The 14,179-nt window shown below is 55.0% G+C and carries 16 protein-coding genes and 1 riboswitch; of the genes, 10 read left to right on the forward strand and 6 right to left on the reverse strand.

Features of this window, described 5'->3' with window-relative positions:
• Nucleotides 1–166 precede the first annotated feature (166 nt).
• Complete coding sequence (locus tag ACQ4N8_RS23535; protein WP_430706787.1) at nucleotides 167–1,132, reverse strand: tyrosine-type recombinase/integrase; 966 nt, start codon at nucleotides 1,130–1,132, stop codon at nucleotides 167–169.
• Between the two features lie 215 nt (nucleotides 1,133–1,347).
• On the opposite strand from ACQ4N8_RS23535, the gene ACQ4N8_RS23540 reads away from it, so the two are divergent.
• A complete protein-coding gene (locus ACQ4N8_RS23540) occupies nucleotides 1,348–1,968 on the forward strand; it encodes an HD-GYP domain-containing protein (protein ID WP_430706788.1) in 621 nt (206 codons plus the stop codon).
• Between the two features lie 24 nt (nucleotides 1,969–1,992).
• Nucleotides 1,993–2,331 (forward strand): hypothetical protein, encoded by a 339-nt coding sequence (locus ACQ4N8_RS23545; RefSeq protein WP_430706789.1) that lies wholly within the window; start codon nucleotides 1,993–1,995, stop codon nucleotides 2,329–2,331.
• 18 nt (nucleotides 2,332–2,349) lie between these two features.
• Here ACQ4N8_RS23545 and ACQ4N8_RS23550 read toward each other — a convergent pair whose 3' ends face one another.
• From ACQ4N8_RS23550 to ACQ4N8_RS23565, 4 genes are read right to left on the reverse strand one after another with little or no spacing between them, the layout of a single operon-like run.
• Nucleotides 2,350–3,165, reverse strand: a complete 816-nt coding sequence (locus ACQ4N8_RS23550; RefSeq protein WP_430706790.1) for an ABC transporter ATP-binding protein — start codon at nucleotides 3,163–3,165, stop codon at nucleotides 2,350–2,352.
• A gap of 31 nt (nucleotides 3,166–3,196) precedes the next feature.
• Complete coding sequence (locus tag ACQ4N8_RS23555) at nucleotides 3,197–3,967, reverse strand: ABC transporter permease (RefSeq protein WP_430706791.1); 771 nt, start codon at nucleotides 3,965–3,967, stop codon at nucleotides 3,197–3,199.
• The gene (locus ACQ4N8_RS23560; protein ID WP_430706792.1) at nucleotides 3,964–4,257 is read right to left on the reverse strand and encodes an MTH1187 family thiamine-binding protein; all 294 of its coding nucleotides are present in this window, start codon (nucleotides 4,255–4,257) and stop codon (nucleotides 3,964–3,966) included. The genes ACQ4N8_RS23555 and ACQ4N8_RS23560 overlap by 4 nt, the downstream gene beginning before the upstream one ends.
• A 33-nt stretch (nucleotides 4,258–4,290) precedes the next feature.
• Entirely contained in the window at nucleotides 4,291–5,349 is a 1,059-nt protein-coding gene (locus ACQ4N8_RS23565; RefSeq protein WP_430706793.1) for an ABC transporter substrate-binding protein, read from the reverse strand.
• A gap of 143 nt (nucleotides 5,350–5,492) precedes the next feature.
• Nucleotides 5,493–5,604: riboswitch (TPP riboswitch) on the reverse strand.
• A 255-nt stretch (nucleotides 5,605–5,859) separates the two neighbouring features.
• Here ACQ4N8_RS23565 and ACQ4N8_RS23570 point away from each other — a divergent pair.
• From ACQ4N8_RS23570 to ACQ4N8_RS23580, 3 genes are all read left to right on the forward strand, one after another.
• Nucleotides 5,860–6,060 (forward strand): cold-shock protein, encoded by a 201-nt coding sequence (locus tag ACQ4N8_RS23570; protein WP_009223993.1) that lies wholly within the window; start codon nucleotides 5,860–5,862, stop codon nucleotides 6,058–6,060.
• A gap of 167 nt (nucleotides 6,061–6,227) precedes the next feature.
• The gene (locus ACQ4N8_RS23575; RefSeq protein ID WP_430706794.1) at nucleotides 6,228–6,449 is read left to right on the forward strand and encodes a cold-shock protein; all 222 of its coding nucleotides are present in this window, start codon (nucleotides 6,228–6,230) and stop codon (nucleotides 6,447–6,449) included.
• 196 nt (nucleotides 6,450–6,645) lie between these two features.
• A complete protein-coding gene (locus tag ACQ4N8_RS23580) occupies nucleotides 6,646–8,085 on the forward strand; it encodes a sensor domain-containing diguanylate cyclase (RefSeq protein WP_430706795.1) in 1,440 nt (479 codons plus the stop codon).
• Nucleotides 8,086–8,096: 11 nt separating this feature from the next.
• Here the strand turns inward: ACQ4N8_RS23580 and ACQ4N8_RS23585 are convergent, their stop codons facing one another.
• A complete protein-coding gene (locus ACQ4N8_RS23585; protein ID WP_430706796.1) occupies nucleotides 8,097–8,588 on the reverse strand; it encodes a CcdC family protein in 492 nt (163 codons plus the stop codon).
• 131 nt (nucleotides 8,589–8,719) lie between these two features.
• Between ACQ4N8_RS23585 and ACQ4N8_RS23590 the strand changes: the two genes are divergently transcribed.
• The 5 genes from ACQ4N8_RS23590 (at nucleotide 8,720) to cysW (ending at nucleotide 13,834) form a co-directional block, all read left to right on the forward strand.
• On the forward strand, nucleotides 8,720–9,184 hold the full coding sequence (locus ACQ4N8_RS23590; protein WP_430706797.1) for an Rrf2 family transcriptional regulator: 465 nt from the start codon (nucleotides 8,720–8,722) through the stop codon (nucleotides 9,182–9,184).
• 51 nt (nucleotides 9,185–9,235) lie between these two features.
• Complete coding sequence (locus ACQ4N8_RS23595; RefSeq protein WP_430706798.1) at nucleotides 9,236–10,324, forward strand: lactonase family protein; 1,089 nt, start codon at nucleotides 9,236–9,238, stop codon at nucleotides 10,322–10,324.
• A gap of 504 nt (nucleotides 10,325–10,828) precedes the next feature.
• Nucleotides 10,829–11,899: a sulfate ABC transporter substrate-binding protein gene (locus tag ACQ4N8_RS23600; RefSeq protein ID WP_430706799.1), complete on the forward strand. Its 1,071-nt coding sequence runs from the start codon at nucleotides 10,829–10,831 to the stop codon at nucleotides 11,897–11,899.
• A 180-nt stretch (nucleotides 11,900–12,079) separates the two neighbouring features.
• Nucleotides 12,080–12,910: a sulfate ABC transporter permease subunit CysT gene (gene cysT / locus ACQ4N8_RS23605; RefSeq protein ID WP_430706800.1), complete on the forward strand. Its 831-nt coding sequence runs from the start codon at nucleotides 12,080–12,082 to the stop codon at nucleotides 12,908–12,910.
• Between the two features lie 63 nt (nucleotides 12,911–12,973).
• The gene (gene cysW / locus ACQ4N8_RS23610) at nucleotides 12,974–13,834 is read left to right on the forward strand and encodes a sulfate ABC transporter permease subunit CysW (RefSeq protein WP_430706801.1); all 861 of its coding nucleotides are present in this window, start codon (nucleotides 12,974–12,976) and stop codon (nucleotides 13,832–13,834) included.
• Nucleotides 13,835–14,179 lie beyond the last annotated feature (345 nt).

Consider the following 14,179-nt stretch of genomic DNA (forward strand, 5'->3'; position numbering starts at 1 on the left):
ATACAGCCGAAAAAGCCGTGTCGTACAATAACAATTATGCGACATAACGAGGAAAATAATGGTATAAATCTGGCAGGGTCTGGATTAACTCTTGTTACATTATAGGACAAAAGGGCGAATTTTGCATTAATATTAGATAAATAATAGACAATAAGAACTAATTTTTTTATTTCATGAATTCAATCAGGCAGTCCTGCACGAAATCGGGGGCGGCTTTTTTCATTTGCTCGACGGTATGCAGATAGCGTTGGGTTGTATTAATATGCGAATGGCCAAGGGTTTCCTGAACCTGCTGCAGCGAAGCGCCTTGCAATAAAGCCAATGTTGCATTCGTATGCCGAAGCCAGTGCGGCGTCGGTTCTTTTGGGATTCCGCTTTCCTTTCCCGCCTGCTTGATAATCCGTTCGATCTGCCGGGGCGTAATCGGAAACAGCAGCAGTTCCAGATCCGGTTCCGCGGATTCCGACAATTTTCGCGCATGCTCCTGTACCATTTTCCAAAGCTGGGGCGGAATTTTGACCTCGCGCGTTTTCCCGCGTTTGGCATGGGAAACGGTCAGCCATATGGAGGTTTCCAGCAGATCGGCATTGAAGTCCTTCCACTTGATGCCGCTCAGCTCCGACACGCGCAAACCGAGCAGTACCAGGGATAGGCCGATCAAATAATTGCGAAGACTTTGCTCGCGCAGCGTTTCCAGCAGCTTTCCCACCTCGTTGCGGGTCAAATAATGCTTGCGGCTCGTGACGGCGATCGCCGGGATGCGGATATTCTGCGTGGGGTTATGATCAAAAATGCCGATGCCCCGCGCACTTCCCCATTTGTAGAACGATTTCAGCGGCGCGATGAAGGCGGCGATCGTGGCCGGAGCCAGCGGTTTTTGGGAATCCCGGTACAAACCCTGCGTCAAGAAGACTTTATAAGCTTCAATTTCCCGCCAGGTTACGTCCTTGAACGGCATTCCCGACAAGAAGTTCCTGAATTGTTCGAGCGCTCTATAGTAATTTTTACGGGTATTCGGCGCTTTTGAGGATGCCGTAAGGAACATTTGGATAATCTGCTCGTCATGATAGTCCTGCGCAGGCAGATGAAATGGATGTTGCTGGGCTACAGCCGATAAGTAATTTTGCACCATTTATAGTACCTCCTGTTGACTGTGATTATGTCGCATAATTGTTATTGTACGACATTATTTATTTTTCAGCCGTTTGCTGTGTAAAATATCGGGTAAATTGCGAGGAAAATTAACTAGGTTTAGTAAATTTTTCTTAGAGCTTCAAATGGTACTAACAACACCCACTTAGGAATTTTAAGGGTAAGTGGAGACACAGGTTTTAGGGGGCAAAACGGTTGATTGGTTTAAGTGAGTTCATCGATGAACTGTATACGGAAAAGAGCCCCGATGCGGTGAAATGGTTTAACATGCTTATGCGTAAACATCCAGAAACCTATCATCATTGTATCCGGGTAGCCATGCTTGCGGAGAAAATCGCCGAGCCGCTGGGAATCAGCGGAATGGAGAAAGACATTTTGGTCCGTGGCTGCTTCATGCACGATATCGGGAAAACGATGATACCGCGCGAAATTATCGAACAGACCGAACCGCTCACAAAGCAGCAATGGAATATCATCAAGCTCCACCCATTGGTCGGAGCCGAACTCGTCGAGGCGAATCCGGCGTTTGGACCGCAAATCGCGGACATCGTGCGATCGCATCATGAACGCTGGGACGGAACGGGATATCCCGACGGGCTGAAGGGTGAGGAAATCCCGTTTGCCGCGAGGGTTTGCGCCGTCGTCGACGCCTTCGATTCGATGACCTCGGACCGTCATTACCGCGAACGGAAGCTGACGATGGCGGAGGCCAAGCTGGAGTTGGTCCGGCATCGCGAAACCCAATTCGATCCGGACATCGTCTATGCGCTCATGAAGCTTCCCGACGATATGCTGAATATCTATTCGATTATGTAACCTAAGCGTTAGGGGGATGAGGGCATGGCAGAATGGCCTTGGGTTCGCCCTATCCTTCCGGCGGAGCTGGAGGAGGCCCTGCGGGCGGGACGGAAATTGCTGACGGTTCACGTGACGTTATTTCCCGAATGCAAGCAAAAGCTGGCTCGTTTTCGGCTGATCGACGTCAAGCTGAGGGCATTTGAACAGGTGTTGGGCCACATGCCGGATCTGGGGACAGCTCAGGAAGAACCGGTACGCCGATTGCACATCGATGCGGTAACCTGGCTGCTGGCGATCGATGGGGAGCCGGAGCATCTGCGGAGCTGGATACAGCTTATGCTTGATGTAGACAAGGTCGAAATCACGGAGATGTACGCATAAAAAACAGGAGGAGTCGCTTCAGACTCCTCCTGTTGCCGATTGGCGCTGCTGTTCGGCCATCCGGGTTCCGATTTCCCGCTTCAGCTCCAGAAACCGGGGATCCTCCGCCATCTCCTCGCGGCGGGGGCGGGGGAAAGGCACCTTGACGGTATGCAGCACGCTGGCGGGACGGTTCGAGAACAGATAGATCGTGTCGGATAGCATCAGCGCCTCGTCAATGCTGTGCGTAATCAGCAGCACGGAGCGCTGGGTTTCTTCCCACATTTCGAGCAGCCAGCGCTGCATTTCGCTGCGCGTCAGGGCGTCAAGGGCGCTGAACGGCTCGTCGAGGCACATGAGCTCCTGGGGAGCAAGCAAGCCGCGCAGGAATGAGGCCCGCTGCTGCATGCCGCCGGACAGCATATGGGGATAGGCTTGTTCAAAGCCGCCCAATCCGGCCTTCTCCAGCCAGCGTCTCACCTCGGCCCGGGGGCTGCGCCGCCCGGCGCCGGCGATTTCCTGCGCCAGCACGACGTTGTCCTCGATGCTCCGCCACGGGAACAAAGCCGGTTGCTGCGGAACGTAGCTGATATGACCGCGCTCACCGGTAACCTTGTGGCCTTGCAAAAGCACGTCCCCTTGATCCGGGGCGGTCAAACCCCCGATGATGTGGAATAAGGTGCTTTTTCCGCAACCCGATGGGCCGATGATGGAGACGAATTCGCCGGCGGGCACGCTTAGCGAAATATCGTGCAGCACAGGCACTTCCCGGCGACGGTCGCGGAAGCCTTTTCGGATGTTCCGTACCTCTAGCGCCGGCACGGCAGCGGCCGGTTTCAATGCTTCCTCGCTCATTGGTTCGATTTCCCTCCCTCTCATCCCGTTTCTAGTTCCGGTCATTCGCCGGCTTATACCGGATCAGCCATTTCTCGAGCAGGGCGACGCAGACGAACATCGTCAGGCTGATCAGGACGATGATGGCGATCGCGACGAAAATTTTATCCGTGCGGAAGGACGATTTTTGCAGCATCATATAATACCCGATCCCCTTGTCGGCTCCGATCCATTCGGCGATGACCGCCCCCATCACGCTGTAGGTCGCGGCGATTTTGGCGCCGGACAGGATGGAGGGGAGCGCATAAGGGATTTCCAGCTTGCGAAAAATCTCCCCTTTGGACGCCCCGATCATGCGCATATAATCCAGCATGACCCGGTCTGTTCGGTTCAGCCCGTCCATGGCCGCCACGGCCACGGGAAAAAAACAGACGAGCGTGATGACGATAATCTTGGGCAGCATGCCGAAACCGAACCAGATCATGAGAAGCGGGGCCAGCGCGATGCTTGGTACGTTTTGGCTCAAAATGATCAACGGGTACAACGACACCTTAAGAAAAGGGACGTAATGCAGCAAAAAGGCCACCAGCAGGCCGACCAGCGCCCCGATGGCAAAGCCGATCAGCATCAGGCGCAGCGTGGCCAGCGTGTGCTCCCACAAGCCGGCCGCTCCTGCGGCGGCCTCGCGTCCGATGTCCGTCGGACTGGGCAAAATCCACTTCTCGATGTGAAACCAAGACGTCGCTCCTTGCCAGATCAGCAAAAACAAGATGACCGCCACGAGGGGCGGCCAAATGCTGTTCCAAAGGCTGCGGAGATTCATGGCCGATATTTTTCGATCAGCTTGTCCATACTGACGCCTTGGGGATTATAAGATATTTTGATCTGCGAGATGATGCCCGTGCTGCCGAATTCAATCACGGCTTCGTTCATTTGCTTGACGATGGCCAGCAACTCGTCCAGATCGCCTTCCATCGTCGTTTCGAGCGGGTTGACTTGATATTTGACTCCGGAGGCCTGGATGACTTCGATCGCACGGTCGACGTAAGGAATGACGTCTTCGCCGCCGGGCGTTTTCGGAATGATTTGAATGCTTAAGAGTGCGTTTGGCATAGGTAACATCCTTTCCGGTTGGGATATATGTTCTTATTCAGCAGGCAAAAACTCGTTGGTAAATGCGGAATCGACGTCGAGCGGCTTCTCGAGCAGGCCACGCTCATGCATCCAGTCGGAGTAGTTCTGCCACACTTCCTTTTTCTGTTCGCCCCAGCGGGCGGCATCGTCGCGATATTTCGGGCTCAGCCATTTTTGGCTGGCGACGACGAGATCCTTGTCGAGCTCCGGCACGGCTTTCAGCAGGATTTGCGCCGCTTCCTCCGGATGGTCGATGGCATATTCGTATCCTTTGGAGACGGCTCGCATAAACGCTTTAACCAACTCCGGATCGTCCTGGATCATCTTCTCGTTCGTTACGATCACCGGCGTATAATAATCGAGCTGTTCGGAAAAATCTTTAACGTACAGCATATCCAGCGGCTCGCCCCGCAGCTCGGCTTCGATGCCGGTCCAGGCGTAGAAGATCCAGGCGAAATCGATGTCGCGCTTCACGGCGGTGAAATAATCGGCGTCCCCGATATTAAGGAATTTGACTTTGTTCACGTCGCCGCCTTGCAGGTCCATGATCGACTTGATGACCGCTTCTTCCACAGGAGCGCCCCAGCCCCCGTAGGATTTGCCTTCGAAATCCTTGGGCGATTTGATGTTTTTGGCCACCGGCGCGGCAAACCCGGACGTATTGTGCTGGATGACCGCGGCCAGGGACACGAGGGGCACGCCCTGGATCCGTCCTTGAGTGACGTTCTCCTGCACGCTGACGCCAAACGGCACCTCCCCGGAAGCGACCATCGCCTCCGCGCCGCCGGAACCCGGCAGCACGATATCCACGTTCAGGCCTTCCTCGGCAAAATACCCCTGGTCTTTGGCGACGTAAAGCCCGGTATGGTTCGTGTTGGGGCTCCAGTCTAGCACGATTTTGACGTCGCGCAGTTCGCCTCCGGTTTCTTGTCCGGTTGCACCGGCATCCGCCGCCGGGGCGTTGTTGCCGGTATTTCCCCCGGCCTGTCCTCCGCAGCCGGACAGGATCAGCAGCACGCCGCTCAGGAGCAGCGCAAGCACCGTATGAGCGGCACGTTGGTGTACTTTCACAGTGATTCTCTCCTTTATTCTATAATTCCGCAGTGTGGTCCTTGTTATAACCCTGAGTTGGTGCCCCTGAGGCCAGGACGTCGGCATACAAAAAAACGTCCCGGACCGGGACGCGATAGGTAGATGGAAGTGAATCGAAGTCAATTCCATGGTTGATGAATCCCTACGCTGGCATTATCCAGATCAGGTTTAAGGGTCAGTATCTTGAAGGGACACAATCTCAGCCGGCCAATTCCAGCACCCCTGAACTATTCAACTGCAGTTACAATTGTCATTATAGTTTTCGTTTGCCAATCTGTCCAGCAGGGCAGCCATACTTGAAAAAATAGGGGATTTGCTTTTTAACTGGCAAGGGGGTATAATACATATATCTCGTGTTTTTGAAAGAAGATATTCACACATTGAAAAGAGTGTCACTTTTAAAAATGGAACTTTTTTCAATATGTGAATTTTTTTTATGCAAGTAGAAAAAATGGATCATGTTAATCTTTAAACAGGAGGTATCCCTTCATGGAAACAGGAACAGTTAAATGGTTCAACGCCGAGAAAGGTTTTGGCTTTATCGAAGTGGAAGGCGGAAATGACGTATTCGTTCATTTCAGCGCGATCACTGGCGAAGGCTTCAAAACTCTTGACGAAGGCCAACGCGTACAATTCAACGTGGTTCAAGGCAACCGCGGCCCACAAGCCGAAAACGTTGTAAAACTGTAAGGCAGGCTGAAACTGCTCTTAATGCGTTTTCGCATTAAGAGCAGTTTTTATTACGACTTGAAGCTCATTTGAGGTTAACTTTCGGGAGCTTGCTCCTGCTGGTACATAAATTACATCACATCACATGCCCGGTTGGTTGAACGCTCACTTTGTGGAGGAGGGGAATTATGAACTACCGTAAAAAAACGTTAGAGGAAATTCCTGAGGAAAATACGCCGGTTTGGACTTGCACGAGCGATGATTGCAATGGATGGATGCGGGATAATTTCACGTTTGATTACAGCCCGGTATGTCCGTTATGCTCGTCTGAAATGGTCAAGGGTATGCGTATGCTCCCCCAACTGACGAATCCCAGCTCCGATCAAAAATCGTCGGCCAAAAAAGCTTAGCTTAACCTGGTGCCGATAAGCAGCAATCCACAGCCGTTATTCGCTTGATGCGAATGCGGCTGTTTTGTTGTTCAAAAGTAGCGGAAAATCCTGGATGCGTTGAAAAACGAGAAAAAGATTGCAACTAAATTTAAAATCTAATATGTTGGAATTACTACGTCAGATTTCACATCCAGAAGGGGGAACCCCGCACTCTATGCACGGACACTATAAAGTAGCATCCCAAGTATTCGATATTCCCTCCAGCGGCAAGCAAAGGAAGTTTGCCGGCATTCTCACGATCATGATTTCGGCGATCTCGGCGATTGCGTTGCCGTTCGGAATGACAGCGCTTCCCGCGACGGAGCCGTTTCTGTCCGCGGCCATCGGCTGGCTGATTCTCGGCGATTTGCTGACCGCTTACATCATATATAGTCAATACCGGGCCTCGGGACTTATCGCTTTATTGGTGTTGTCCTGTACGTATCTGTTCACGGGTGTGATGACGGCATTGCATATCATCACTTTTCCGGGCGTGTTCGAAGGAGCGGAGGCGATCGGCGCAGGCAGCCAAACGGCGGGCTGGTTATGGGTGGTTTGGCACGGCGGCTTTTCCTTGGGAATCATATTTTATGCCTGGGTGAATTCGAGGTGGCCCAAGCCCCTGAAGTCGAAGGAGCAAATCTTCAATTTGGGCTCGGCAGGACTAACGATAACGCTGCTTTCTTCATTCGCTTTGTTTGAGCTGACCACGATCGGAGAGAACATGCTGCCTGAAATCATCCGGAACCAGGATTATCGGAAGCTGAACACGACAGGCGTCGGCCCGATCGTCTGGCTGCTCAACGTTCTGGCCTTAATCGCTTTGACCGGACGGAGCAAAGGGCGGTCGGTATTGCATTTGTGGCTGTGGGTAGCCGTGTTGGCCCTCCTGCTGGACGTAACGTTAACGCTGTTTGCGGGAACGAGGTTTACGTTAGGATGGTATTTGGCCAAAATCAATTCGGTCATCGCCTCCACCGTGGTGATCTGCTCGATCGTAGGCGAGGTAAACCGGCTGTTTATCCGGCTTTCGGAGCAGCACCGGCTGCTGATGGATTCCGGGCGGCAGCTGGAGCAGGCCAACGAGCAATTGATCCGGCTTACCAATCTGGACGGATTAACGGAAATCCCTAACCGTCGGCGGTTTGACGAAATTCTGGCCTGGGAAATGGTCGCTCCGGAAGAGCGGAAGAATTCATTGTCCCTGCTGATCATCGACGTGGATTGCTTCAAGGCTTATAATGACCATTACGGTCATCAGGGCGGGGATCGGGTGCTAAAGGAGATCGCTCAGACGATTCACGCGGAGGTCAAAAAGGAGCAAGGTTTTGCCGCAAGATATGGCGGCGAGGAGTTTGTGGCAGTGTTGTCGGACCACGATGCCCGAGAAACGCTGCGGGTCGCCGAAGGAATCCGCAAGGCGGTGGCGGCGCTGGCCATCGCCCATGAGGAATCCAAAGCGGAGGCCTACGTGACGATTAGTGTCGGCGGTTATTGTTTGGCTCCGTTTGATCCGATGGCTTCGGAGGAGTTCATCCGAAGCACGGACCGCTGCCTGTATCAAGCCAAAGAGGCGGGGCGCAACCGGTCCGTGATCGAAGGCTGGTCGGCTTAGCCGCTTCCAAGTCAGGCAGCGGTCGTCCCTTCGGTCATTCGGCGGTATTGCCGGAACATGAACAGGCGCCAGCGAATGATCATGCCGTAAGCCAGTAGGAAGAATACCGCCCCGGTTTGCAGCACGGAGATATATTGCTCCACGGCTTCATGCAGCAGAAGCCGGACGACGAGCAGCCCGATCAGGATCAAGACGAAGCTGCGGGATCGTTCGGCAAAGATCTCGCCGTCGATGTTCTCGAACTTGGTCGTGCGAATCAGCGGGTAAGAGAACAAGAGCCAACCGCAGGCAAAGGCGATCAGGGCCCACAGGATCGGGATATGCGTCTCCGGTACGACGAACATGGCGAAGCCGGTCGTCATGCCTAGCGGAGGAATGATGATTTTCTTGACCGTTACGGGCCTGCGGCTGGCTTTCAGGCGGATGAACAGCACCGCGACAGCCATGATCATGGCGCCGAAGGTAAAGGCGATTTGCATATATGAGGGATTGATCTGATTCATGGGAGCGTCCCTTTCTATAATAAATGTGTTTTTTAGTCTAAAATAGATACTAAGTAATAAGGATTCGCGAGAACATTATAACATAATCGGCCCGCTCTTGTTTCATAACGGTATGGGAAAGGGGAATAAAGATGAACAGCGAGTTTACGGTCGCCGTCCATTGTTTGTTGTTTCTGGAGACCCGAGAGGAACGCATGGCCAATAGCGAGCAAATCGCCGCCAGCGTGGCTACCCACCCGGCGCGCGTGCGCAAGGTGCTCAGCCTGCTGCGGAAGCACGGCTATGTTACGACCAAGGAGGGAGTTGGCGGAGGGTATCTGCTGAAGGCCGAACTGGATTGCATCTCTTTAGGCGACTTGTACCGCATATTCGCCCTGGGTTCGCTGCATCCGGGCTGGTGCTCCGGCAGCGAGCATTCCAACTGCGCCATTTCCTCCAACATCCACGACGTGATGGACCATATCTTCGGCGGGGCGGAGCGGGAGCTTGAGGCCTATTTCGACCGGCTGCGCATGTGCGACGTGAAGCGGCTGTTGCAGGAAACCGGGGAGAAGGAACGCGATTGCAGCGCCGAAAAAGCGCATTCCGAGGCGTGAGCTGGATTTGGATATGACGGGTATCGAAAAAAGAGAGGGGTTAAAAGTCGAATGAGCCATGGAGATCGGGAAGCTAGCTACCTGTTTTATGCCGGTTCCTATGCGGATAGCGCGGAGCCGGGGATCTATCTGTGCGAGCTGGATCGCCGCACGGGAGAATTGCGGGCGATCCACGGGACGGACGGCATCGCCAATCCGTCGTTCGTGATCGTGGATCAGGAGATGCTGCGGCTGTATGCGGTAAGCGAGCAAACGGCGGGACAAGTCGCCGGATATGCGATCGATCCCGCCAGCGGCAGGCTGTCGAGGCTCGGTACGGAAACGCCGACGCTGGGCGCTGATCCGTGTCATCTGGCCCTGCGGCCGGGGCCGGAGCGGCATCTGCTGGCCGCCAATTATTCCAGCGGCCACTTGAACGTCTATGCTTTAGGCCCGGACGGGGCGCTGCGGGAGATGACCGGGCTCGTTCGGCATGAAGGCGGCAGCGTGAACAAGGAACGTCAGGAGTCGGCGCATGCGCACAGCATCGTACCGAGCCGGGACGGCAATTTTGCGTTCGTGTCCGATTTGGGGACCGACCAAATCGTGGCGTACCGGCTGGAGGCCGGCAAACTGGCCAGGCAGGGCGCGGTGAATCTGCCGCCGGGTGCAGGCCCGCGGCATTTCGTCATCCATCCGTCGCAGCGGTTTGCCTACGGCATGAACGAACTGAACAATACGATGACGGCGTATGCCTTCGATCCGGCGGATGGCCGGCTGGAGGCCGTGCAGCATATCGGCTCATTGCCGGACGATTACGACGGAGAGAACTATCCGGCGGATATTCATCTTTCCCCGGACGGACGGTATGTCTACGGCTCCAATCGCGGACACGACAGCATCGTCCGCTTCCGCGTCGACCCGGATAACGGAAGGCTGGACGAACCGGCCTGGACGGGTACGGGGGGAAGCTGGCCTCGCAACTTTGCCGTGCTGGAGGATTACGTGATCGTGGCAAACCAGTACAGCGGCAACATCGTGGCTCTCCGCCGCGATGCGGAGACGGGGTTGCTTGAACCGGCAGGCCGGAGCTTGGCGATCGGCAAGCCGTCGTGCATCGAGCCGCTCGGCACGGCGGTGGCGGCGGGGATCGCGCGGTAACGGCGCAAGATTTTTTCGATGGGAAGAGGAACGAAACCGGTGGCGGCGGCATATCTCTGCAAGTAGGGATACGCCCAGAGGCCGGCAGCTTCACCATATGCAAATCCGGTTGCACCGCAACCTGAAACCCGAAGGCCCGTCTTTGCCGGCTTTCGGGTTTTATTTTTGGAGCGGGAAGGAGCGGAGAATGTCCAGTCAACAGGCTTGTCGCATGTATAAGTGGAACTTATAAACAATTTGATTTTTCTGAATAAAAAGGTTTGACATTTTTAGGCTGCCGCATATAAAATAACACCATAGCATACTAAACAGGTAGGAATAATTAAAAATGTTCTCACCGTACGGACGGAGGAACGCTCTACTTGCCTTGGCAGACACGGGTAGTGGCTCGGTTTGACCGTAGGGATTGGGGCGTTTCTCCGTTTTCTTTATGTACAGCGTAACGGTGGCATGCCTGCCCTGTCGGGTACAAGCGAGAAAAAAAGAGAGTAGGGGAGTGATACGATGAACAGATGGTTGAAGCGAGGAGTTCTGATCAGTTTGGCATTGGCGATGGTTGCGGTGATGGGCGCCTGCTCGTCGAACGGGGGAGGCAACGACGCAGCCAGCGCGGCCGGAGCGTCCGGCGGCGGGGAGAAGCCGAAGGCGGTAGAACTGCTGAACGTATCCTACGACCCGACCCGGGAATTATACGAAAAATATAACGAAGCATTTGCCGCATATTGGGAACAGGAGAAAGGACAGAAAGTAACGATCAAACAGTCGCACGGCGGATCAGGCAAGCAAAGCCGGGCGGTGATCGACGGCTTGAAGGCCGATGTGGTGACATTGGCGCTGGGGTACGACATCGATGCCATCCAGGAGAGCGGATTGATTGAAGAGGGTTGGCAGCAAAAATATGAACATAACAGCTCGCCGTATACCTCGACGATCGTATTCCTGGTCCGCAAAGGCAATCCGAAAGAGATTGCGGATTGGGACGATTTGATCAAGGAAGGCGTGGAGGTCATTACCCCGAACCCGCAAACGTCGGGTGGCGCGCGCTGGAACTATCTGGCCGCCTGGGGATATGCCTTGCACCGGAACAATAACGACGAGGCCAAAGCGCAGGAATTCGTGAAGGAGCTGTTCCGACACGTTCCCGTCCTCGACAGCGGCGCGCGCGGCGCGACGACGACATTCGTGGAGCGCGGGCTCGGCGACGTCCTGTTGGCTTGGGAGAACGAAGCCTGGCTGTCGGTGAAGGAGCTGGGGCCGGACAAATTCGACATCGTGTATCCGTCGGAAAGCATCTTGGCCGAACCGCCGGTAGCGGTGGTCGACAAAAACGTCGATAAAGCCGGGACGCGCGAGGTTGCCGAAGCTTATTTGAAATACCTGTACACGGAAGAAGGCCAGACGATCGCGGCGGAAAATTACTACCGCCCGACGCTGGACAGCGTCAAAACGAAGTTTGCCGACCAATTCCCGGAAATCAAGCTGTTTACGATCGAGGAATTCGGCGGCTGGGGCGAAGCCCAGGCGAAGCATTTTAACGACGGCGGCATTTTCAGCCAGATTTACGTACCGCAATAACCAACCGTAACGTACGGAGGAGCACGATGGCGAAGTGCATTTCAAGAAGGTTGGATGAAGCTGGGGCATGAGTAGCGGAGCGTAGGCTAGGCCTCGGGTGAATTCAAGATTCGATGTCGACTTCACTTCTTGTAAATGCTTCGTGATCAAAAGCCGCACTTGAAAGGACGGAGTTGTTTTATGCACAGTGGCACCACAAAGCGCGGAGTTCTGCCCGGATTCGGAATGACGATGGGTTTCAGCGTGCTGTATCTCAGCTTGATCGTTCTGATCCCGCTATCCGCCTTGCTGCTGAATTCTACGGGACTAACCTGGGAGAAATTTTGGGATGTCGCGACCGACTCGCGGGTATTGGCTTCTTATAAAGTGAGCTTCCTGACCGCGGCGGCGGCCGGCTTGATCGATACGGTGCTCGGGCTGCTGCTGGCCTGGGTGCTGGTCAGGTACGATTTTCCCGGCAAAAATCTGTTCGACGCCATGATCGATCTTCCTTTCGCCTTGCCTACGGCGGTAGCCGGCGTCTCGTTGACGGCGATTTACTCGGCCAACGGCTGGATCGGTTCCTTACTTGAACCGCTGGGCATCCGCATCGCGTTCACGCCGATCGGCATTACGCTCGCGCTGATGTTCATCGGCATCCCCTTCGTCGTTCGCACCGTTCAGCCGGTGCTGCAGGATTTGGACGCCGAGGTGGAGGAAGCCGCGGCCACGCTGGGCGCCAGCCGCTTCCGAACCTTCCGCCAGGTCGTGTTGCCGGAGCTGCTGCCGCCGCTGTTGACGGGCTTTGCCCTCGCTTTTGCGCGCGGCATCGGGGAATACGGCTCGGTCGTGTTCATTTCCGGCAACATGCCGATGAAGACGGAAATCGCGCCGCTGCTGATCATGTCGAAGCTGGAGCAGTTCGACTATGCCGGCGCGACGGCGGTGGCGCTGATCCTGCTGCTGATCTCGTTCGTGCTGCTGCTGCTGATCAATTCGCTGCAGCGCCGGATCCGCAAGACCGCGCGATAACCATAGCGCAGCGATTTAGGAGAGCGGGAGAAGGAAAGATTATTTGCCATAGGAGGGAAGATCATGGCCGGTTCTGTGCCATTGGCTGCCAATAAGCCGACCGCCCCGCGAAGACAAGCGGGGAAAGGGTCCGGCGTTATCAAATGGGTGTTGATCACGTTGGCCGGACTCGTGTTGCTGTGGCTCATCGTACTGCCGCTGATCGTGGTGCTCACCGAAGCGCTGAAAAAAGGCTGGGACGTGTACGTGGAGGCGATCCGCGATCCCGATGCGCTGTCCGCTCTGCGCCTGACCTTGCTCGTCGCGGCAGTGACGGTACCGCTGAATACGATATTCGGCGTGGCGGCCGCCTGGGCCATCACCAAGTTCAAGTTCCGCGGCAAGCAGGTGCTGATCACGCTGATCGATCTGCCGTTTGCCGTATCGCCGGTCATCGGCGGCCTAATCTACGTGCTCGTCTACGGCTCGCACGGCTGGTTCGGGCCGTGGCTGGAGGAGCATAACCTATCGATTATTTTCGCTTTGCCGGGGATTATCCTGGCCACCCTGTTCGTCACCTTCCCGTTTGTCGCCAGGGAGCTGATCCCGCTAATGGAGGATCAGGGGCAGCAGGAGGAAGAGGCGGCGGTGACGCTGGGCGCGCGCGGCTTCCGGATCTTCTGGAAGGTCACGCTCCCCAATATCAAATGGGGGCTTTTGTACGGGATCATTTTGTGCAACGCGCGGGCGATGGGAGAATTCGGGGCCGTTTCCGTCGTATCGGGACATATCCGGGGAGAAACCAACACGCTGCCGCTGCACGTGGAGATTTTGTATAACGAATATCAGTTTTCCGCATCGTTTGCGGTGGCTTCCCTGCTGCTGCTCTTGGCGCTCGTGACGCTGCTGCTCAAAAGCTGGTTTACGCGCAAAAGCCGCCACTAGGGTGCTTGGCGGCGAGGCTGGATGCGAAACGCTAAAAGTGAAAGTTCGAAAAGGCAGTTTTTTAGCACCAAAGCATAGGCTTCCGATATGCGTTTTTGCAAAACGCTTAAGGTTGAATGAAGCTGGCGGATTGCTCCGGGAATAACATGGACGTGAGAGGCGGCCGATCCGAAGATATGAATGCTGACGGACCTGAGCGACCTTATTTGCCTGAAAAAGCACTAGCGTTGCATTAATGTTTGACAGTTAAGCCGGCAACCTTTGGCGTCAGGTCAACACTCGCTGTCCGGAAGCTTTGCACAATTATCCCGTTTGATCAGGTAACAGAGAAACCGGCAAGCCTCG

This window comes from Paenibacillus macerans, assembly GCF_050565405.1.
GTDB classification, from domain to species: Bacteria; Bacillota; Bacilli; order Paenibacillales; family Paenibacillaceae; genus Fontibacillus; species Fontibacillus macerans_B.